The organism is Escherichia sp. E2661 (assembly GCF_004745185.1).
Taxonomy (GTDB): Bacteria; Pseudomonadota; Gammaproteobacteria; order Enterobacterales; family Enterobacteriaceae; genus Escherichia.
Genome location: NZ_PDIG01000011.1, coordinates 1 through 20277, shown reverse-complemented (window position 1 = coordinate 20277; position 20277 = coordinate 1). Strand labels below are relative to the sequence as shown.

The window sequence follows — 20277 nt, the reverse complement described above, 5'->3', positions numbered from 1 at the left end:
GTTCCATCTTTTGTTCGCCAAACTTTACGGCCTGTCTCATTCTTACGATTGCGGCAGGCCGTGTTATTATTGTCGTTTCTTATATTTTGACAGGAAGAGTATCTTGACTACTAACACTCATACTCTGCAGATTGAAGAGATTTTAGAACTTCTGCCGCACCGTTTCCCGTTCTTACTGGTGGATCGCGTGCTGGATTTTGAAGAAGGTCGTTTTCTGCGCGCAGTAAAAAATGTCTCTGTCAATGAGCCATTCTTCCAGGGCCATTTCCCTGGAAAACCGATTTTCCCGGGTGTGCTGATTCTGGAAGCAATGGCACAGGCAACAGGTATTCTGGCGTTTAAAAGCGTAGGAAAACTGGAACCGGGTGAGCTGTACTACTTCGCCGGTATTGACGAAGCGCGCTTCAAGCGCCCGGTCGTGCCAGGCGATCAAATGATCATGGAAGTCACTTTCGAAAAAACGCGCCGCGGCCTGACCCGTTTTAAAGGGGTTGCTCTGGTCGACGGTAAAGTAGTTTGCGAAGCAACGATGATGTGTGCTCGTAGCCGGGAGGCCTGATACGTGATTGATAAATCCGCCTTTGTGCATCCAACCGCCATTGTGGAAGAGGGCGCGTCGATTGGCGCCAACGCCCACATTGGTCCTTTTTGTATCGTTGGACCCCATGTCGAAATTGGTGAGGGTACCGTACTGAAATCTCACGTTGTCGTGAATGGCCATACTAAAATTGGCCGCGATAATGAGATTTATCAGTTCGCCTCCATCGGTGAAGTTAACCAGGATCTGAAATATGCTGGCGAACCGACCCGCGTGGAAATCGGCGATCGTAACCGCATTCGCGAAAGCGTCACCATTCATCGTGGCACAGTCCAGGGCGGTGGATTGACGAAGGTGGGCAGCGACAACTTACTGATGATCAACGCGCACATTGCGCACGATTGTACGGTAGGTAACCGCTGCATTCTCGCCAACAACGCAACGCTGGCGGGGCACGTATCGGTAGACGACTTCGCGATCATCGGCGGCATGACCGCAGTCCATCAGTTCTGCATCATTGGTGCGCACGTGATGGTAGGCGGTTGCTCTGGTGTGGCGCAGGACGTCCCTCCTTATGTCATTGCGCAGGGTAACCACGCAACGCCGTTCGGTGTCAATATCGAAGGGCTGAAGCGCCGCGGATTCAGCCGCGAGGTGATTACCGCTATCCGCAATGCGTATAAGCTGATTTATCGCAGCGGTAAAACGCTCGATGAAGTGAAACCGGAAATTGCCGAACTTGCGGAAACGTATCCGGAAGTAAAAGCCTTTACCGATTTCTTTGCACGCTCAACGCGCGGTCTGATTCGTTAATGACTGAACAGCGTCCATTAACGATTGCCCTGGTCGCCGGAGAAACCTCCGGCGATATCCTGGGGGCCGGTTTAATCCGTGCTCTGAAAGAACGTGTGCCCAACGCCCGCTTTGTTGGTGTTGCCGGGCCACGAATGCAAGCCGAAGGTGCGAAGCCTGGTACGAAATGGAAGAGCTGGCGGTGATGGGCATTGTTGAAGTGCTCGGGCGTCTGCGTCGCTTACTGCATATTCGTGCCGATCTGACAAAGCGTTTTGGCGAACTGAAGCCAGATGTTTTTGTCGGTATTGATGCGCCTGACTTCAATATTACCCTTGAAGGTAACCTTAAAAAGCAGGGTATCAAAACCATTCATTATGTCAGTCCGTCCGTCTGGGCGTGGCGACAGAAACGCGTTTTCAAAATAGGCAGAGCCACCGATCTGGTGCTCGCATTTCTGCCTTTCGAAAAAGCGTTTTATGACAAATATAACGTGCCGTGCCGTTTTATCGGTCACACCATGGCTGATGCCATGCCGTTAGATCCAGATAAAAACGCCGCGCGTGATGTGCTGGGGATCCCTCACGATGCCCACTGTCTGGCATTGTTGCCGGGAAGCCGTGGCGCGGAAGTGGAGATGCTTAGCGCCGATTTCCTGAAAACTGCCCAGCTTTTGCGCCAGACTTACCCTGATCTGGAGATCGTGGTGCCGCTGGTAAATGCCAAACGCCGTGAGCAGTTTGAACGCATCAAAGCTGAAGTCGCGCCAGACCTTTCGGTTCATATGCTGGATGGAATGGGCCGTGAGGCGATGGTCGCCAGCGATGCGGCGCTATTGGCGTCGGGTACGGCTGCACTGGAGTGCATGCTGGCGAAATGCCCGATGGTGGTGGGGTGATCGCATGAAGCCTTTCACCTTCTGGCTGGCGAAGCGGCTGGTGAAAACCGATTATGTCTCGCTGCCAAACCTGCTGGCGGGCAGAGAGTTAGTTAAAGAATTATTGCAGGAAGAGTGTGAGCCGCAAAAACTGGCTGAGTCGCTGTTACCGCTGTTGGCGAACGGGAAAACCAGCCACGCGATGCACGACACCTTCCGCGAACTGCATCAGCAGATCCGCTGCAATGCCGATGAGCAGGCGGCACAAGCCGTTCTGGAGTTAGCACAATGATCGAATTTGTCTATCCGCACACGAATCTGGTTGCAGGTGTGGATGAAGTTGGGCGCGGGCCGTTGGTTGGCGCGGTCGTTACCGCTGCCGTGATCCTCGATCCGGCGCGCCCGATTGTCGGGTTGAATGATTCCAAAAAGCTAAGTGAAAAACGTCGTCTTGCGCTCTGTGAAGAGATCAAAGAGAAAGCGTTAAGCTGGAGCCTGGGCCGCGCGGAACCTCATGAAATCGACGAACTGAATATTTTACACGCGACCATGCTGGCGATGCAGCGTGCCGTCGCTGGGCTGCATATTGCGCCGGAATATGTGTTGATTGATGGTAACCGCTGCCCGAAATTACCGATGCCGTCGATGGCAGTGGTGAAAGGCGATAGCCGCGTACCGGAAATCAGTGCTGCGTCTATCCTGGCGAAAGTGACGCGCGACGCCGAAATGGCGGCGCTGGATATTGTTTTCCCGCAATATGGTTTTGCCCAACACAAAGGGTATCCAACCGCTTTTCATCTGGAAAAACTGGCTGAATATGGCGCGACTGAACATCATCGTCGCAGCTTTGGGCCTGTCAAACGCGCACTGGGACTTGCGTCCTGATTCTTGTGTCGAGATTAAGTAAACCGGAATCTGAAGATGTCTGAACCACGTTTCGTACACCTGCGGGTGCACAGCGACTACTCGATGATCGATGGCCTGGCCAAAACCGCACCGCTGGTAAAAAAGGCGGCGGCGTTGGGTATGCCAGCACTGGCGATCACCGATTTCACCAACCTTTGCGGTCTGGTGAAGTTCTACGGAGCGGGACATGGCGCAGGGATTAAGCCTATCGTCGGGGCAGATTTTAACGTCCAGTGCGACCTGCTGGGTGATGAGTTAACCCACCTGACGGTGCTGGCGGCGAACAATACCGGCTATCAGAATCTGACGTTACTGATCTCAAAAGCGTATCAGCGCGGTTACGGTGCCGCCGGACCGATCATCGATCGCGACTGGCTTATCGAATTAAACGAAGGGTTGATCCTTCTTTCCGGCGGGCGCATGGGCGACGTCGGACGCAGTCTTTTGCGTGGTAACAGCGCGCTGGTAGATGAGTGTGTCGCGTTTTATGAAGAACACTTCCCGGATCGCTATTTTCTCGAGCTGATCCGCACCGGCAGGCCGGACGAAGAAAGCTATCTGCACGCGGCGGTGGAACTGGCGGAAGCGCGCGGTTTGCCCGTCGTGGCGACCAACGACGTGCGCTTTATCGACAGCAGCGACTTTGACGCACACGAAATCCGCGTCGCGATCCACGACGGCTTTACCCTCGACGATCCTAACGCCCGCGTAACTATTCGCCGCAGCAATATATGCGTAGCGAAGAGGAGATGTGCGAGCTGTTTGCCGACATCCCAGAAGCCCTTGCCAACACCGTTGAGATCGCCAAACGCTGTAACGTAACTGTGCGTCTTGGTGAATACTTCCTGCCGCAGTTCCCGACCGGGGACATGAGCACCGAAGATTATCTGGTCAAGCGTGCAAAAGAGGGCCTGGAAGAGCGTCTGGCATTTTTATTCCCTGACGAAGAAGAACGTGTTAAGCGCCGCCCGGAATATGACGAGCGTCTGGAGACTGAACTTCAGGTTATCAACCAGATGGGCTTCCCGGGCTACTTCCTCATCGTTATGGAATTTATCCAGTGGTCGAAAGATAACGGCGTACCGGTAGGGCCGGGCCGTGGTTCCGGTGCAGGGTCACTGGTGGCCTACGCGCTGAAAATCACCGACCTCGATCCGCTGGAATTTGACCTGCTGTTCGAACGTTTCCTTAACCCGGAACGTGTCTCCATGCCTGACTTCGACGTTGACTTCTGTATGGAGAAACGCGACCAGGTTATCGAACACGTAGCGGACATGTACGGTCGTGATGCGGTATCGCAGATTATCACCTTCGGTACGATGGCGGCGAAAGCGGTGATCCGCGACGTAGGCCGCGTGCTGGGGCATCCGTACGGCTTTGTCGACCGTATCTCGAAACTGATCCCGCCCGATCCGGGGATGACGCTGGCGAAAGCGTTTGAAGCCGAGCCGCAGCTGCCGGAAATCTACGAAGCAGATGAAGAAGTTAAGGCGCTGATCGACATGGCGCGCAAACTGGAAGGGGTCACCCGTAACGCCGGTAAGCACGCCGGTGGGGTGGTTATCGCGCCGACCAAAATTACAGATTTTGCGCCACTTTATTGCGATGAAGAGGGCAAACATCCGGTCACCCAGTTTGATAAAAGCGACGTTGAATACGCCGGACTGGTGAAGTTCGACTTCCTCGGCTTGCGTACGCTCACCATCATCAACTGGGCGCTGGAGATGATCAACAAGCGGCGGGCGAAGAATGGCGAGCCGCCGCTGGATATCGCCGCGATCCCGCTGGATGACAAGAAAAGCTTCGACATGCTGCAACGCTCGGAAACCACGGCGGTATTCCAGCTTGAATCGCGCGGCATGAAGGACCTGATCAAGCGTCTGCAACCTGACTGCTTCGAAGATATGATCGCACTGGTGGCACTGTTCCGCCCCGGCCCGTTGCAATCAGGGATGGTGGATAACTTTATCGACCGTAAACATGGTCGCGAAGAGATTTCCTACCCGGATGTGCAGTGGCAGCATGAAAGCCTGAAACCGGTACTGGAGCCAACCTACGGCATCATCCTGTATCAGGAACAGGTCATGCAGATTGCGCAGGTGCTTTCTGGTTATACCCTCGGTGGCGCGGATATGCTGCGTCGTGCGATGGGTAAGAAAAAGCCGGAAGAGATGGCTAAGCAGCGTTCTGTATTTGCTGAAGGTGCAGAAAAGAACGGGATCAACGCTGAACTGGCGATGAAAATCTTCGATCTGGTGGAGAAATTCGCCGGTTACGGATTTAACAAATCGCACTCTGCGGCCTATGCTTTGGTGTCATATCAAACGTTATGGCTGAAAGCGCACTATCCGGCAGAGTTTATGGCGGCGGTAATGACTGCCGATATGGATAATACCGAGAAGGTGGTGGGCCTGGTGGATGAGTGCTGGCGGATGGGGCTGAAAATCCTGCCACCAGATATAAACTCCGGTCTTTACCATTTCCACGTCAACGACGACGGCGAAATCGTGTATGGTATTGGCGCGATCAAAGGGGTAGGTGAAGGTCCGATTGAGGCCATCATCGAAGCCCGTAATAAAGGCGGCTACTTCCGCGAACTGTTTGATCTCTGCGCCCGAACCGACACCAAAAAGTTAAACCGGCGAGTGCTGGAAAAACTGATCATGTCTGGGGCGTTTGACCGCTTGGGTCCACACCGCGCGGCGCTGATGAACTCGCTGGGCGATGCGTTAAAAGCGGCAGATCAACACGCGAAAGCGGAAGCTATCGGTCAGGCCGATATGTTCGGCGTGCTGGCCGAAGAGCCGGAACAAATAGAACAATCCTACGCCAGCTGCCAGCCGTGGCCGGAGCAGGTGGTGTTAGATGGGGAACGTGAAACGTTAGGTCTGTACCTGACGGGACACCCTATCAACCAGTATTTAAAAGAGATTGAGCGTTATGTCGGAGGCGTAAGGCTGAAAGACATGCACCCGACAGAACGTGGTAAAGTCACCACGGCTGCGGGGCTCGTTGTTGCCGCGCGGGTTATGGTCACCAAGCGCGGCAATCGTATCGGTATCTGCACGCTGGATGACCGTTCCGGGCGCCTGGAAGTGATGTTGTTTACAGACGCCCTGGATAAATACCAGCAATTGCTGGAAAAAGACCGCATACTTATCGTCAGCGGACAGGTCAGCTTTGATGACTTCAGCGGTGGGCTTAAAATGACCGCTCGCGAAGTGATGGATATTGACGAAGCCCGGGAAAAATATGCTCGCGGGCTTGCTATCTCGCTGACGGACAGGCAAATTGATGACCAGCTTTTAAACCGACTCCGTCAGTCTCTGGAACCCCACCGCTCTGGGACAATTCCAGTACATCTCTACTATCAGAGGGCGGATGCACGAGCGCGGTTGCGTTTTGGCGCGACGTGGCGTGTCTCTCCGAGCGATCGTTTATTAAACGATCTCCGTGGCCTCATTGGTTCGGAGCAGGTGGAACTGGAGTTTGACTAATACAGGAATACTATGAGTCTGAATTTCCTTGATTTTGAACAGCCGATTGCAGAGCTGGAAGCGAAAATCGATTCTCTGACTGCGGTTAGCCGTCAGGATGAGAAACTGGATATTAACATCGATGAAGAAGTGCATCGTCTGCGTGAAAAAAGCGTAGAACTGACACGTAAAATCTTCGCCGATCTCGGTGCATGGCAGATTGCGCAACTGGCACGCCATCCACAGCGTCCTTATACCCTGGATTACGTTCGCCTGGCATTTGATGAATTTGACGAACTGGCTGGCGACCGCGCGTATGCAGACGATAAAGCTATCGTCGGTGGTATCGCCCGTCTCGATGGTCGTCCGGTGATGATCATTGGTCATCAAAAAGGTCGTGAAACCAAAGAAAAAATTCGCCGTAACTTTGGTATGCCAGCGCCAGAAGGTTACCGCAAAGCACTGCGTCTGATGACAAATGGCTGAACGCTTTAAGATGCCTATCATCACCTTTATCGACACCCCGGGGGCATATCCGGGCGTGGGCGCAGAAGAGCGTGGTCAGTCTGAAGCCATCGCGCGCAACCTGCGTGAAATGTCTCGCCTTAGCGTACCGACTATTTGTACTGTTATCGGTGAAGGTGGTTCTGGCGGCGCGCTGGCGATTGGCGTGGGCGATAAAGTGAATATGCTGCAATACAGCACCTATTCCGTTATCTCGCCGGAAGGTTGCGCGTCCATTCTGTGGAAGAGCGCCGACAAAGCGCCGCTGGCGGCTGAAGCGATGGGTATCATCGCTCCGCGTTTGAAAGAACTGAAACTGATCGACTCCATCATCCCGGAACCGCTGGGCGGCGCTCACCGTAACCCGGAAGCGATGGCGGCATCGTTGAAAGCGCAGCTGCTGGCGGATCTAGCCGATCTCGACGTGTTAAGCACTGAAGATTTAAAAAATCGTCGTTATCAGCGCCTGATGAGCTACGGCTACGCGTAATCAGCAAATATTCTGAAAAGGGTCACTTCGGTGGCCTTTTTTTTCTATGTGGTTTATTTAGTCATATTATAAATACATTTAGATAATCTTACTTTCGTTTTCTCCTGCCATAAAATTCTTGAACTCATGTTGATAACTCCGATTTCGGAGGCATATACCAATATACACAGTGGTCAAAAATAATATAAATTTATCAATCTCATAGAATTTTTAAGGATAAAATATGAAAGCAATTTTAGGATTTGATCATCTTCTTATGCCGCGTGTTCTGGTGTTTTTTTACTGGCTGGCTATGGTGCTAACACTGATAGGCGGTGTCTTCTCCATATTTAGTGGAAACATTATCTTAGGGTTAGCTTATACCGTCATTGGTCTTATAAGCTGTCGTATGACTTTCGAATTAATTATGATAGCGTTTAAGAATAACGAATATTTGCGCCGCATTGCCGAGAGTGTTAGCAAGAATAGCGCAGAGTAATCTCCCGCAAAGCGCTTCACCAAACCGCATCTCAACCGCTATTACAGGCGTTTGAGATGTTGTTTTAAAGTCAGTGTAAATGTCTGATTCATCTTTCCTGTAATTTGTGCGTATTATCAATATATAGCGATGCACGTGCGTATCATATCAATGCAGGAGATTCTATGTTGGGTTTAAAACAGGTTCACCATATTGCGATTATTGCGACGGATTATGCGGTGAGCAAAGCTTTTTACTGCGACATTCTCGGCTTCACGCTGCAAAGCGAAGTCTATCGTGAAGCGCGAGATTCGTGGAAAGGGGATTTGGCACTTAATGGGCAGTACGTGATTGAGCTTTTCTCATTTCCGTTTCCGCCGCAACGACCCAGTCGACCGGAAGCCTGCGGCCTGCGCCATCTGGCTTTAAGCGTTGATGATATCGATACGGCAGTGGCGCACCTGGAAAGCAATAACGTGAAATGTGAAGCGATACGTATCGATCCATACACGCAAAAACGCTTCACGTTCTTTAACGACCCTGACGGACTGCCGCTGGAACTGTATGAGCAGTAAGGCTTGTCATTACTGCATTTGCCCGGTAACGTGCCGGGCATCGCTACTGTAAAATCGCGCTACCATGACACTCACACTGAATACACAACTTCTCACCTCACGCCAGATTCTGGCGGCCTTTAGCGGCGGGCTTGACTCCACCGTTCTGCTGCATCAGCTGGTGCAGTGGCGGGCGGAAAATCCGGGCGTCGTTTTGCGCGCTATCCATGTGCATCACGGTTTAAGTGCCAATGCTGATGCCTGGGTGCAACATTGTGAAAATATCTGCCAGCAGTGGCAGGTGCCGCTGGTGGTCGAGCGCGTACAACTTGCGCAAGAGGGGTTAGGCATTGAGGCCCAGGCGCGGCAGGCGCGTTATCAGGCATTTGCCCGCACCCTGTTGCCTGGTGAAGTACTGGTCACAGCACAACATCTTGACGATCAATGTGAAACCTTTCTGCTGGCGCTTAAACGCGGTAGCGGCCCTGCCGGGCTTTCGGCTATGGGGGAAGTCTCGGAGTTTGCCGGAACGCGGCTTATCCGCCCGTTCCTCGCCCGCACGCGGGGGGAACTGGCGCAGTGGGCGTTGGCGCATGGTTTACGCTGGATTGAAGACGAAAGTAATCAGGATGATAGCTACGATCGTAACTTCCTGCGCCTGCGCGTCGTGCCGTTATTGCAGCAGCGTTGGCCTCATTTTGCCGAAGCGACGGCCCGTAGTGCCGCACTTTGCGCCGAACAAGAGAGCCTGCTGGATGAACTGCTGGCGGATGATTTAGCGCATTGCCAAACGCCGCAAAGGACGCTGCAGATTACGCCAATGCTGGCGATGAGTGATGCCCGTCGCGCGGCGATTATCCGCCGCTGGCTGGCAGGGCTGAATGCACCAATGCCTTCCCGCGACGCGTTGGTGAGGATCTGGCAGGAAGTGGCGCTGGCGCGGGAAGATGCTTCCCCCTGTTTACGTTTGGGCGCGTTTGAAATCCGCCGCTATCAGTCGCAACTGTGGTGGATTAAATCCGTCGCCGGGCAAAGCGAAACCATTGTGCCGTGGCAGGCGTGGCAACAGCCGCTGGAATTACCGGCGGGGCTGGGAAGTGTACAGCTTACTGCGGGAGACGATATTCGCCCTCCGCGTGCAGACGAAGCAGTCAGCGTGCGTTTCAAAGCGCCAGGATTGCTGCATATTGTCGGGCGCAACGGCGGACGTAAGCTGAAGAAAATCTGGCAAGAGCTGGGCGTGCCGCCGTGGCTACGTGACACCACGCCACTGCTGTTTTATGGCGAAACGCTGATTGCGGCGGCAGGGGTATTTGTGACGCAAGAAGGTGTGGCTGAAGGTGAGAAGGGCGTAAGTTTTGTCTGGCAAAAAACGCTTAGTTAAGTGAAAGCCGGATAAGACGCTTCAAACGTCGCATCCGGCGAAAGTCAATCAGGACTCGCTCACTACCACCGTACCGATTTCCGGGTGGCTAAAGCTGGTAATTTTATCCAGACGTAGCTCGCGGGTTTCGCCAGCGGCCTCGACGACCAGATACTCCACATTTTTGCGGGAGACCAAATCGCTGGCCTTCGCCTGCAATTTTTCGCCATCTTTCAGCTCAAGTGTCAGCATTAAATGATGCTGGCAGGCGAGCTCAAGATTATCGTAATCATCACAATTGATTGGTTGATACGTATCATTCATTGACATAATCGCTCACCAGTAAGTTTGCCGCAGCGTATGCTGCTTTTTCCCTGACAGCCTCAGAAAGGGCGTCGTCGGCAGCCATTTCATTCAGCACTTTCAAAACGCAGCCCAGCGCGTCCGGAACGTATCCTAAGTCTCCGCTGGCGATTTCCGCGTACCGCTTGCGTATTAACTCACAATATTTTTCCACATGCCCTCCTGTCAGCACTCTGACTTAACCGTGGATGCAAGTCTAAGCCTACGAAGATAAACTCTGTTTCGCAAGGTGACTATACCACACTCATTTCTGCAATATCAGCGCCGCAACTGCACGTATTCCGTTACAATGGCCTCCTGATTCGAAAGGAGTTTTCTTATGGCGCTTAAAGCGACAATTTATAAAGCGACGGTTAATGTGGCCGATCTCGACCGCAACCAGTTTCTCGATGCCTCTCTGACGCTGGCGCGCCATCCTTCAGAAACCCAGGAGCGCATGATGCTGCGCCTGCTGGCGTGGCTAAAATATGCCGATGAACGTTTGCAATTTACCCGTGGTTTGTGTGCTGATGATGAGCCGGAAGCGTGGCTGCGTAACGATCACCTGGGCATTGATTTGTGGATTGAACTGGGGCTGCCGGATGAGCGGCGGATTAAGAAAGCCTGCACCCAGGCCGCAGAAGTGGCGCTGTTTGCCTATAATAGTCGGGCGGCGCAAATCTGGTGGCAGCAAAATCAGAGCAAATGTGCGCAGTTTGCCAATCTTTCCGTCTGGTATCTGGACGATGAACAACTGGCGAAAGTAAGCGCCTTTGCCGATCGTACCATGACGCTGCAGGCAACGATTCAGGATGGCGTGATCTGGTTATCGGATGATAAGAATAATCTGGAAGTGAACTTAACCGTCTGGCAACAACCTTCATGATTGTGATTTCCCGACATGTTGCTATCCCCGATGGTGAGCTTGAGATCACCGCCATTCGTGCGCAGGGCGCGGGCGGGCAGCATGTTAATAAGACCTCAACGGCTATTCATCTGCGTTTTGACATTCGGGCGTCCAGCCTGCCAGAGTATTACAAAGAGCGTCTGCTCGCCGCCAGCCATCATTTAATCAGCAGCGATGGCGTGATTGTCATTAAGGCGCAGGAATACCGTAGTCAGGAGCTCAACCGCGAAGCGGCGCTGGCCCGATTGGTGGCAGTGATTAAAGAATTAACAACAGAACAAAAAACCCGACGACCCACGCGGCCAACCCGCGCATCAAAAGAGCGCAGGCTGGCATCGAAGGCACAAAAATCAAGCGTGAAGGCGATGCGCGGCAAAGTGCGCAGCGGTCGGGAGTAAAAAGAAGGAATGGATGGTGAGAAAAGCGATAGTGACAGCGATGGCTGTAATCAGCCTCTTTACTCTGATGGGATGTAACAATCGGGCCGAAGTCGATACGCTTTCTCCGGCGCAGGCTGCCGAACTGAAACCGATGCCGCAAAGTTGGCGCGGCGTGCTGCCGTGTGCCGATTGCGAAGGGATCGAAACCTCTCTGTTCCTCGAAAAAGATGGAACCTGGGTGATGAACGAACGCTATCTTGGCGCTCGTGAAGAGCCTTCATCCTTTGCCTCCTACGGTACATGGGCGCGAACTGCCGACAAGCTGGTATTAACCGACAGCAAAGGTGAAAAGTCATATTATCGCGCGAAAGGGGATGCACTGGAGATGCTCGATCGTGAAGGTAATCCCATTGAATCGCAGTTCAACTACACGCTGGAACCGGCAAAATCGAGCATGCCAATGACGCCGATGACCCTGCGTGGCATGTATTTCTATATGGCTGATGCGGCGACCTTTACAGATTGCGCGACCGGAAAACGTTTTATGGTGGCGAATAACGCAGAGCTGGAGCGTGGCTACCTGGCTGCGCGGGGTAACAGTGAAAAACCGGTGTTACTGTCAGTTGAAGGTCACTTTACGCTGGAGGCTAATCCGGATACCGGTGCGCCGACCAAAGTATTCGCGCCCGATACGGCGGGTAAATTTTACCCGAACAAGGATTGCAGTAGTTTGGGGCTGTAACCCGTCTTGAGACAGAAACAAACGAAATATTGCCTCATGCGCTGCGCTTACCAGGCCTACAGCATACAATGCAATATTTTGAATTAGCACGATTTTGCAGGCCGGATAAGGCGTTCACGCCGCATCCGGCATTTTGCGCACGAGGCTGGCTTTTATCACTGAGTCAGTCCAACAAAGCGACTTGCTTTAATATAAATCCCTGGCTTCAGGTGCCCAACATACTGTAACTGCGTTTCTGGTTTAAATGCAGAGACATCACCACTACGCATATGCATCAGATCGGCAGGGCTAATCCAGCCCGATTGCGCCAGCGTAAGCGGATGCCCGGATTTGGCAAATGCATCCGTGACAAATTCCGAACAAAACCACGACTTTTTTGTCTCCTTCGCCCACACTGCTTAACTGCGCTTTCGCCAGGCCGCTGACGCACTGTTGGCGAAAATCTGCGGAAAAAGGATTCAGTGAGCACATCTGGCGGGTCACCATAAATGGAATGAACTCGACAATGCCGCGATAGTTATACCCGCTATCTTTGATTTTGTTGGCGAACGCGGTGATTTCTGTGGCTTGTTGCGGGGTAAGGTCCGGGACTCGTAGGACGAAAAGCTTATCACTGTGCTTCATGGCTTTTTTCAGGGAAACAATCTGGACGCCAGCGCCTGTCGCTTCTGCAACGTTATTATCACCCAGATAGATTGCAACGTGACTCACAGAGGAAGTGCTGAAGACGCGGATACCAAATGAGGTAACCCCAAGGCTTGAGGAGAACAGCAAATCGCCGGATTTGAGATCAGGTTCCGTTATTTCTTTTATTACTTGTTCGGTGAAAGAGCTTTGATGTTGGAATTTGATTGCCCATGTTTTTGCCTCGGCATCTACCGCTGTGGCTGATGAGTCTGGCTGGCTGATATCAACGGTACAGGCCGAAAAGTAAAAGAAAGCAGGGGACAAGCAGGCGGCAGTACGCCTTTGGTTTATCCATTTTATACAATCCATGTAAAAAAGGGTCCTGAAATTCAGGACCCTTTCTGGCATCAGCCTTTAATCTGTTTCACCAGATAATCGACGATGTCACCAGTTTTAATTAACTGTTTCTCGCCGTTACGACGATATTTATATTCGATATCGTCGTTGTCGAGGTTACGGTCGCCCAGCACAATAGTGTGCGGAATACCGATCAGTTCCATATCAGCAAACATCACACCTGGACGCTCTTTGCGGTCATCCAGCAGCACTTCGATACCTTGCGCGCGCAGCTCGCTGTACAGTTTCTCGGCCAGTTCCTGTACGCGGAAGGATTTGTGCATGTTCATCGGCAGAATCGCCACCTGGAACGGCGCGATAGCGTCAGGCCATACGATGCCGCGTTCGTCGTAGTTCTGCTCAATCGCCGCAGCTACCACACGCGTTACCCCGATACCGTAGCAACCCATCGTCAGGATTTGGTTACGACCATCTTCACCCTGTACGGAGGCTTTCAGTGCTTCGGAGTACTTGGTACCCAGCTGGAAGATGTGACCGACTTCGATACCACGTTTGATCAGCAGCGTACCCTGACCATCCGGGCTTGGATCGCCAGCCACCACGTTACGGATATCCGCAATTTCTGGGGTAGCGACATCGCGATCCCAGTTGATGCCGAAGTAGTGTTTACCATCGATGTTAGCACCAGCAGCGAAATCACTCATCGCCGCAACGGTACGGTCAATCACCACCGGAATCGGCATGTTTACCGGACCCAGTGAACCCGGACCAGCTTTAACCACGGCACGAATTTCTTCTTCGGTCGCGAAAGTCAGCGGGCTTGCAACCTGCGGCAGTTTTTCTGCTTTAACTTCGTTCAGCTCGTGATCACCGCGCACCAGCAGCGCAACCAGCGGGAAGCTACTGCCTTCAACCGCTTTAACCAGCAGAGTCTTAACCGTTTTCTCAATCGGCAGATTGAACTGTTCAACCAGTTCCGCGATGGTTTTCGCGTTCGGCGTATCAACCAGCGTCATCTCCTGGGTAGCTGCAGCGCGCGGTTCTTTCGGCGCGATAGCTTCTGCCAGTTCAATGTTCGCTGCATAGTCAGAGGTGTCGGAGAAGACCACATCGTCTTCACCGCTCTGCGCCAGCACCTGGAATTCGTGAGAGGCGCTGCCGCCGATAGAACCGGTGTCGGCCTGTACGGCGCGGAAATCCAGCCCCATGCGGCTGAAGATTTTGCTGTAGGCCGCATACATTGCATCGTAGGTTTCCTGCAGGGATTCCTGAGAAGTATGGAAAGAGTAAGCATCTTTCATCAGGAATTCGCGGGAACGCATGACGCCGAAACGCGGACGCACTTCGTCGCGGAACTTGGTCTGGATCTGATAGAAGTTCAGCGGCAGCTGTTTGTAAGAGCTAAGCTCGTTACGAATCAGGTCAGTGATAACTTCTTCATGAGTTGGGCCGAGTACGAACGGACGCTCGCCACGGTCAACAAAACGCAGCAGTTCCGGACCGTACTGTTCCCAACGACCACTCTCTTGCCACAAATCGGCTGGCTGAACCACCGGCATCGACACCTCGATCGCACCGGCGTTGTTCATCTCTTCACGCACGATGTTTTCGACTTTTTTCAGAACGCGCACGCCGGTCGGCAGCCAGGTATATAACCCGGAGGCCAGCTTGCGGATCATCCCGGCGCGCAGCATCAGCTGATGGCTGATCACCTCGGCGTCGGCAGGTGTCTCCTTGAGAGTGGAGAGCAGGTATTGGCTAGTACGCATGTTGTTACGGTTCCAGTTGGAAGGTAGAACAGGCTCAAGGCGAGCCTGGGACAAAAAAAGTGATTTAGTTTACCAGTGCAAAAGAAATGTCAAAAGAGAAGGGCGTGAATTTAACGCGGTTCCAGCGCAAAGACTTCAAAACCTGCGTCGGTGACGCGCCAGCGAACGTTAAAATCATGCAGCCAGACGGCATAGGTTTTACCCGTTTCCTCACCTTTACGATAGGCCGGGCGCGGGTCCTGCGCCAGTACTTCGCGGATAAACAGCGTTAACTGCGGATAACGCTTCTCCAGTGTCAAAAGCTGCTTTTCGACCTCTGCGGTAAAGCTCACCGCCATTTCTGCCGCTGGCGCATTTTGCGCATAGCTGGCGCTGGCATCGGGAAGCGATTCGGCAAAGGGGAGATACGGTTTGATATCCACCACCGGCGTACCATCGACGAGATCCAGACTGCCGAGCTTCAGAATCACGCTATCTTTATGGCAAACAATCTCTTTCAGCTCTACCAGCGACATACCAATCGGGTTAGGGCGGAAAGTGGAACGCGTAGCGAAAACACCCATTCTGGCATTGCCGCCAAGACGAGGCGGACGCACAGTCGGACGCCAGCCGCCTTCCATCGTTTGATGAAAGACGAACAGGATCCATAAATGGCTGAATGCTTCCAGGCCGCGAACGGCGTCGGCCTGGTTGTAGGGAGCAATGAGATGCAGTTCGCCGTTGGCGCTTTTTACCAGACCTGGCTGGCGCGGAACGGCGAATTTTTCTTTATAGGGCGAGCGAATAACGCCTATTTGCTCGAACTGGAAACTGCTCATTTCGCCGTAATGTTAAGCGCAGAACCGATACATACAGCCTGACGATAGCAGCCTGGCGTACCGCTGGTGACTTCGCAGCTATGCAGTAATACCGCATTGGCTTTCATTTTAGAGGCATTGATTTGCATCCGCTTACGCGCGGTTGGAATGCTCGGCGGAGAGTCCTGATTAGAGGCCTGGCATGAGTCGCCACTGACTTCACCGAGATCGCGGAACGGTTTGCCGACTAATTCTTCTGCATTGGTATAAATTCGGACCGGCGCGGCGCGCGGCGCTTTCGGTTTTGCTGGCTCCGTTTTTGCCTGGGAAGCAGTGCTTTGAACGGGTTCGACAGGGGATCTGCTTGACATGGAACAGCCGCTTAGCATGAGTGCTAATAAACAGATCGGTAAAGCACGCATAGTATTTCCTCAATGTATGATCAAAAACGTCAATATTGAATCAGGCGCTTGTAAAAATGACAAGACGGGCAAGCGCCCGTCCTGAATGATATTACAAATTGTGGAAACAGCCTAAATATTACCAGCCTTTAACAGCGCCGCCGTTAAACACTTTGTTTGCTGCTTCGTAAACTTCGTCAGACTGATAAGCCTGGACGAATTTCTTCACGTTCTCTGCGTCTTTGTTGTCTTCACGCGTCACGATCAGGTTTACGTACGGGGACTCTTTATCTTCGACAAAGATACCGTCTTTCGCCGGAGTCAGGCCAATCTGGCTGGCGTAGGTGGTGTTGATAACTGCCAGAGCGATTTGCGCGTCGTCCAGAGAGCGAGGCAGTTGCGGTGCTTCCAGCTCAACAATTTTCAGATTTTTTGGGTTCTCAACAACATCAAGAACGGTCGGCAGCAGGCCAACGCCATCTTTCAGTTTGATCAAGCCCACTTTTTGCAGCAGCAGCAGTGAACGACCAAGGTTAGTTGGGTCGTTTGGCACGGCAACCTGCGAACCATCCTGCAGTTCATCCAGTGATTTGATTTTCTTGGAGTAACCAGCAATTGGATAAACAAAAGTGTTGCCTACTGCGACCAGTTTGTAGCCACGATCTTTCAGTTGCTGATCAAGGTACGGTTTATGCTGGAAGGCGTTGGCGTCGATATCGCCTTTGCTTAATGCTTCGTTTGGCAGAACATAGTCGTTGAAGGTTACCAGCTCAACGTCCAGGCCATATTTGTCTTTCGCAACTTTCTGCGCGACTTCTGCAACCTGCTGTTCGGCACCAACAATCACGCCGACTTTAATGTGGTTTGGATCTTTTTCATCCTGGCCGCAGCCTACCAGTGCCAGTGATCCAATCAGGGCTCCCACTGCCGCAAAGGTTTTGAATTTGAACGCCATACCTTATTCCTTCTTCAATTATTTATGTTGTGTTGAACGTTACTTGCGAGTGACAGCCCGGACGATGCGGTCGCCTGCGAACTGAATTAAATAAACCAGAATAACCAGCAATACCAGTACCGTATTCATCACCGTCGCGTTGTAGCCGATGTAGCCATACTGATAGCCAATCTGACCTAAACCACCGGCACCGACTGCACCACCCATCGCGGAATAACCGACCAGGGTAATCAGGGTGATAGTTGCCGCATTCACCAGACCCGGCAGCGCTTCCGGTAACAGCACTTTACGGACGATCTGCATTGGCGTGGCACCCATTGCGCGGGAAGCTTCAATTAACCCGGTTGGGATCTCCAGCAGAGCGTTCTCGACCATACGGGCAATAAACGGCGCTGCGCCAACGGTTAACGGAACAATCGCTGCCTGCAAACCAATCGATGTACCGACAATAACGCGGGTAAACGGAATCATCCATACCAGCAATATAATGAACGGGATTGAACGGAAAATGTTCACAATCGCAGAAACGGTACGATACAGCTTCGCGTTAGCAATAATTTGCCCCGGACGCGTGACATAAAGCAGAACACCAACCGGCAGACCAATCACAAACCCAAAAACCGGATACGAAGGTCATTGCCAGCGTTTCCCATACGCCACGAACCAGCAGCCACATCATCGGCTCAGACATAACCCAGTACCTCTACTTTTACATGGTGTTCCTGCAGCCAGGCAATGGCGGCTTGCGTATCTTGTTGTGTGCCGTGCATTTCAGTCAGCATGATGCCGAACTTAACGCCACCGGCGTAATCCATCTGCGCGCTAATAATGTTGTTGTTGACGTTGAAACGACGCGCGGTTTCAGAAAGCAGTGGGGCATCGACCGACTGACCGGTAAACTCCAGACGCAGCATCGGCACGCAGTCAGTGAACGGCTCCGCTTGCAGACGTTCCTGATAATCTTCCGGGATATCCAGATGCAGGGTCGACTGAATAAATTTCTGCGCCAGCGGCGTTTTCGGATGCGAGAACACTTCACTTACCTTGTCCTGCTCGATCAGTTCGCCATTGCTGATGACCGCCACGCAATCACAAATGCGCTTCACAACGTCCATTTCGTGAGTGATCAACAGAATCGTCAAACCCAGACGGCGGTTGATGTCTTTCAGCAGTTCGAGAATAGAACGTGTCGTTGCCGGGTCCAGCGCGCTGGTGGCTTCATCACACAGCAATACTTTGGGATTGCTGGCTAACGCACGGGCAATTGCCACGCGCTGTTTCTGCCCACCGGAAAGGTTCGACGGATAGCTATCATGCTTATCGCCAAGACCAACCAATGACAGCAATTCCGTCACGCGACGTTTGATCTCGTCTTTCGGTGTGTTGTCCAGCTCCAGCGGCAGAGCCACGTTGCCAAAAACAGTACGCGAAGAGAGCAGGTTAAAATGCTGGAAAATCATACCAATCTGGCGGCGAGCTTTAGTCAACTCAGATTCTGACAGCGTGGTCAGCTCCTGGCCATCGACCAGCACGCTACCCTCGGTTGGGCGCTCCAGCAGGTTTACACAACGTATAAGCGTACTCTTACCCGCGCCTGAGGCACCGATAACGCCATAAATTTGTCCAGCTGGCACATGCAGGCTGACGTTGTTCAACGCCTGGATGGTACGGGTGCCCTGGTGGAACACTTTGGTGATATTCGAAAGTTTTATCATTGATTATTTATTATCGTCATTAAGTTAGTCGTGGCATTTCGAATGCCTGAAACGGGCAACGCCGTCAATGAAATGGATGTTAAGGCATCCAGACGTCTAAATCAATCAGGTTTATGCGAAGAGCACTTTCTTGCAGGTCGAAACATGCGATACTAGCGTCACATGCCTTATTAAGGAGCTATAAAAGGTGGCGAAGAGCGTACCCGCAATTTTTTCTTGACCGTGATGGCACCATTAATGTCGATCACGGCTATGTCCATGAGATCGACAACTTTGAATTTATCGACGGTGTTATTGACGCCATGCGCGAGCTAAAAAAAATGGGCTTTGCGCTGGTGGTAGTAACCAACCAGTCTGGCATTGCTCGCGGTAAATTTACTGAAGCACAGTTTGAAACGCTGACCGAGTGGATGGACTGGTCGCTGGCGGACCGAGATGTCGATCTGGATGGTATCTATTATTGCCCGCATCATCCGCAGGGTAGTGTCGAAGAGTTTCGCCAGGTCTGCGATTGCCGCAAACCACATCCGGGGATGCTTTTGTCAGCACGCGATTATTTGCATATTGATATGGCCGCTTCTTATATGGTGGGCGATAAATTAGAAGATATGCAGGCAGCGGCTGCGGCGAACGTGGGAACAAAAGTGCTGGTGCGTACGGGTAAACCTATTACGCCTGAAGCAGAAAACGCGGCGGATTGGGTGTTAAATAGCCTGGCAGACCTGCCGCAAGCGATAAAAAAGCAGCAAAAATCGGCGTAATGACTAAAAGATGAGCGGTTGAAATAAAAATGCATTTTTCCGCTTGTCTTCCTGAGCCGACTCCCTATAATGCGCCTCCATCGACACGGCGGATGTGAATCACTTCACACAAACAGCCGGTTCGGTTGAAGAGAAAAATCCTGAAATTCAGGGTTGACTCTGAAAGAGGAAAGCGTAATATACGCCACCTCGCGACAGTGAGCTGAAAGCCGCGTTGCAACTGCTCTTTAACAATTTATCAGACAATCTGTGTGGGCACTCGAAGATACGGATTCTTAACGTCGCAAGACGAAAAATGAATACCAAGTCTCAAGAGTGAACACGTAATTCATTACGAAGTTTAATTCTTTGAGCATCAAACTTTTAAATTGAAGAGTTTGATCATGGCTCAGATTGAACGCTGGCGGCAGGCCTAACACATGCAAGTCGAACGGTAACAGGAAGAAGCTTGCTTCTTTGCTGACGAGTGGCGGACGGGTGAGTAATGTCTGGGAAACTGCCTGATGGAGGGGATAACTACTGGAAACGGTAGCTAATACCGCATAACGTCGCAAGACCAAAGAGGGG

The 20277-nt window shown here is 52.3% G+C and carries 16 protein-coding genes, 1 rRNA gene and 6 pseudogenes; 14 read left to right on the top strand and 9 right to left on the bottom strand.

The features are described from left to right. Nucleotides 1–103: 103 nt before the first annotated feature. From fabZ to tilS, 9 genes and pseudogenes are all read left to right on the top strand, one after another. Nucleotides 104–559, top strand: a complete 456-nt coding sequence (fabZ, locus tag CRI63_RS05720) for a 3-hydroxyacyl-ACP dehydratase FabZ (protein ID WP_000210739.1) — start codon at nt 104–106, stop codon at nt 557–559. Nucleotides 560–562: 3 nt separating this feature from the next. After that, nucleotides 563–1351: an acyl-ACP--UDP-N-acetylglucosamine O-acyltransferase gene (lpxA, locus tag CRI63_RS05715; RefSeq protein ID WP_135518785.1), complete on the top strand. Its 789-nt coding sequence runs from the start codon at nt 563–565 to the stop codon at nt 1349–1351. After that, nucleotides 1351–2499, top strand: a pseudogene (gene lpxB / locus CRI63_RS05710) (lipid-A-disaccharide synthase). The gene lpxA and the pseudogene lpxB overlap by 1 nt, the downstream one beginning before the upstream one ends. Then, nucleotides 2496–3092, top strand: coding sequence for a ribonuclease HII (gene rnhB, locus CRI63_RS05705; RefSeq protein WP_135404112.1), 597 nt, complete (start codon nt 2496–2498; stop codon nt 3090–3092). The pseudogene lpxB and the gene rnhB overlap by 4 nt, the downstream one beginning before the upstream one ends. Nucleotides 3093–3128: 36 nt before the next feature. Next, nucleotides 3129–6610 (top strand): annotated as a pseudogene (dnaE, locus tag CRI63_RS05700) (DNA polymerase III subunit alpha). Between the two features lie 12 nt (nt 6611–6622). Next, a pseudogene (accA, locus tag CRI63_RS05695) lies at nt 6623–7583 on the top strand (acetyl-CoA carboxylase carboxyl transferase subunit alpha). A 223-nt stretch (nt 7584–7806) separates the two neighbouring features. Beyond that, nucleotides 7807–8061 carry a DUF4282 domain-containing protein gene (locus CRI63_RS05690; protein WP_130205036.1) on the top strand — a complete coding sequence of 85 codons (255 nt, stop codon included), beginning with the start codon at nt 7807–7809 and terminating at the stop codon, nt 8059–8061. 164 nt (nt 8062–8225) lie between these two features. Then, complete coding sequence (locus CRI63_RS05685; protein ID WP_135518783.1) at nt 8226–8615, top strand: VOC family protein; 390 nt, start codon at nt 8226–8228, stop codon at nt 8613–8615. A gap of 64 nt (nt 8616–8679) precedes the next feature. Beyond that, nucleotides 8680–9978: a tRNA lysidine(34) synthetase TilS gene (gene tilS / locus CRI63_RS05680; RefSeq protein ID WP_135518781.1), complete on the top strand. Its 1299-nt coding sequence runs from the start codon at nt 8680–8682 to the stop codon at nt 9976–9978. A gap of 48 nt (nt 9979–10026) precedes the next feature. Here the strand turns inward: tilS and rof are convergent, their stop codons facing one another. Further along, a complete protein-coding gene (gene rof / locus CRI63_RS05675) occupies nt 10027–10287 on the bottom strand; it encodes a Rho-binding antiterminator (RefSeq protein ID WP_000062312.1) in 261 nt (86 codons plus the stop codon). Further along, nucleotides 10274–10474, bottom strand: coding sequence for a YaeP family protein (locus tag CRI63_RS05670; protein ID WP_000417058.1), 201 nt, complete (start codon nt 10472–10474; stop codon nt 10274–10276). The genes rof and CRI63_RS05670 overlap by 14 nt, the downstream gene beginning before the upstream one ends. 165 nt (nt 10475–10639) lie before the next feature. Here CRI63_RS05670 and CRI63_RS05665 point away from each other — a divergent pair, with 165 nt between their 5' ends. The 3 genes from CRI63_RS05665 to nlpE are packed head-to-tail and all read left to right on the top strand — an operon-like array spanning nt 10640 to nt 12328. Beyond that, nucleotides 10640–11185 carry a YaeQ family protein gene (locus CRI63_RS05665; RefSeq protein ID WP_001185283.1) on the top strand — a complete coding sequence of 182 codons (546 nt, stop codon included), beginning with the start codon at nt 10640–10642 and terminating at the stop codon, nt 11183–11185. Continuing rightward, on the top strand, nt 11182–11604 hold the full coding sequence (arfB, locus tag CRI63_RS05660) for an alternative ribosome rescue aminoacyl-tRNA hydrolase ArfB (RefSeq protein WP_135486638.1): 423 nt from the start codon (nt 11182–11184) through the stop codon (nt 11602–11604). Before CRI63_RS05665 ends, arfB begins: the two co-directional genes overlap by 4 nt. A gap of 13 nt (nt 11605–11617) precedes the next feature. Continuing rightward, entirely contained in the window at nt 11618–12328 is a 711-nt protein-coding gene (gene nlpE, locus CRI63_RS05655) for an envelope stress response activation lipoprotein NlpE (protein ID WP_135518779.1), read from the top strand. A gap of 155 nt (nt 12329–12483) precedes the next feature. Here nlpE and CRI63_RS05650 read toward each other — a convergent pair. From CRI63_RS05650 to metN, 7 genes and pseudogenes are all read right to left on the bottom strand, one after another. Further along, nucleotides 12484–13310: pseudogene (locus CRI63_RS05650) on the bottom strand (YaeF family permuted papain-like enzyme). A 52-nt stretch (nt 13311–13362) separates the two neighbouring features. Continuing rightward, on the bottom strand, nt 13363–15081 hold the full coding sequence (gene proS / locus CRI63_RS05645) for a proline--tRNA ligase (protein ID WP_001260707.1): 1719 nt from the start codon (nt 15079–15081) through the stop codon (nt 13363–13365). A 110-nt stretch (nt 15082–15191) separates the two neighbouring features. Further along, nucleotides 15192–15899, bottom strand: a complete 708-nt coding sequence (tsaA, locus tag CRI63_RS05640; RefSeq protein ID WP_135518777.1) for a tRNA (N6-threonylcarbamoyladenosine(37)-N6)-methyltransferase TrmO — start codon at nt 15897–15899, stop codon at nt 15192–15194. Further along, complete coding sequence (rcsF, locus tag CRI63_RS05635; protein ID WP_135518775.1) at nt 15896–16300, bottom strand: Rcs stress response system protein RcsF; 405 nt, start codon at nt 16298–16300, stop codon at nt 15896–15898. Before rcsF ends, tsaA begins: the two co-directional genes overlap by 4 nt. Before the next feature lie 118 nt (nt 16301–16418). After that, nucleotides 16419–17234 (bottom strand): methionine ABC transporter substrate-binding lipoprotein MetQ, encoded by an 816-nt coding sequence (gene metQ, locus CRI63_RS05630; protein WP_000874226.1) that lies wholly within the window; start codon nt 17232–17234, stop codon nt 16419–16421. A 39-nt stretch (nt 17235–17273) separates the two neighbouring features. Then, nucleotides 17274–17925, bottom strand: a pseudogene (locus CRI63_RS05625) (methionine ABC transporter permease MetI). Continuing rightward, nucleotides 17918–18949 (bottom strand): methionine ABC transporter ATP-binding protein MetN, encoded by a 1032-nt coding sequence (gene metN / locus CRI63_RS05620; RefSeq protein WP_000593990.1) that lies wholly within the window; start codon nt 18947–18949, stop codon nt 17918–17920. Before metN ends, CRI63_RS05625 begins: the two are co-directional and overlap by 8 nt. Nucleotides 18950–19161: 212 nt before the next feature. On the opposite strand from metN, the pseudogene gmhB reads away from it, so the two are divergent. Then, nucleotides 19162–19710: pseudogene (gene gmhB, locus CRI63_RS05615) on the top strand (D-glycero-beta-D-manno-heptose 1,7-bisphosphate 7-phosphatase); the annotation flags it as partial. Between the two features lie 365 nt (nt 19711–20075). After that, nucleotides 20076–20277: ribosomal RNA gene (locus tag CRI63_RS05610) — 16S ribosomal RNA — on the top strand; the annotation flags it as partial.

What these genes read in the sequence shown, in the direction of transcription:
- CRI63_RS05665 (WP_001185283.1), top strand. Translation starts at nt 10,640, where the DNA reads ATGGCGCTTAAAGCGACAATTTATAAAGCGACGGTTAATGTGGCCGAT.
- tsaA (WP_135518777.1), bottom strand. Translation starts at nt 15,899, where the DNA reads ATGAGCAGTTTCCAGTTCGAGCAAATAGGCGTTATTCGCTCGCCCTAT.
- CRI63_RS05685 (WP_135518783.1), top strand. Translation starts at nt 8,226, where the DNA reads ATGTTGGGTTTAAAACAGGTTCACCATATTGCGATTATTGCGACGGAT.
- CRI63_RS05690 (WP_130205036.1), top strand. Translation starts at nt 7,807, where the DNA reads ATGAAAGCAATTTTAGGATTTGATCATCTTCTTATGCCGCGTGTTCTG.
- metN (WP_000593990.1), bottom strand. Translation starts at nt 18,949, where the DNA reads ATGATAAAACTTTCGAATATCACCAAAGTGTTCCACCAGGGCACCCGT.
- rnhB (WP_135404112.1), top strand. Translation starts at nt 2,496, where the DNA reads ATGATCGAATTTGTCTATCCGCACACGAATCTGGTTGCAGGTGTGGAT.
- tilS (WP_135518781.1), top strand. Translation starts at nt 8,680, where the DNA reads ATGACACTCACACTGAATACACAACTTCTCACCTCACGCCAGATTCTG.
- arfB (WP_135486638.1), top strand. Translation starts at nt 11,182, where the DNA reads ATGATTGTGATTTCCCGACATGTTGCTATCCCCGATGGTGAGCTTGAG.
- rcsF (WP_135518775.1), bottom strand. Translation starts at nt 16,300, where the DNA reads ATGCGTGCTTTACCGATCTGTTTATTAGCACTCATGCTAAGCGGCTGT.
- proS (WP_001260707.1), bottom strand. Translation starts at nt 15,081, where the DNA reads ATGCGTACTAGCCAATACCTGCTCTCCACTCTCAAGGAGACACCTGCC.
- rof (WP_000062312.1), bottom strand. Translation starts at nt 10,287, where the DNA reads ATGTCAATGAATGATACGTATCAACCAATCAATTGTGATGATTACGAT.
- metQ (WP_000874226.1), bottom strand. Translation starts at nt 17,234, where the DNA reads ATGGCGTTCAAATTCAAAACCTTTGCGGCAGTGGGAGCCCTGATTGGA.
- nlpE (WP_135518779.1), top strand. Translation starts at nt 11,618, where the DNA reads ATGGTGAGAAAAGCGATAGTGACAGCGATGGCTGTAATCAGCCTCTTT.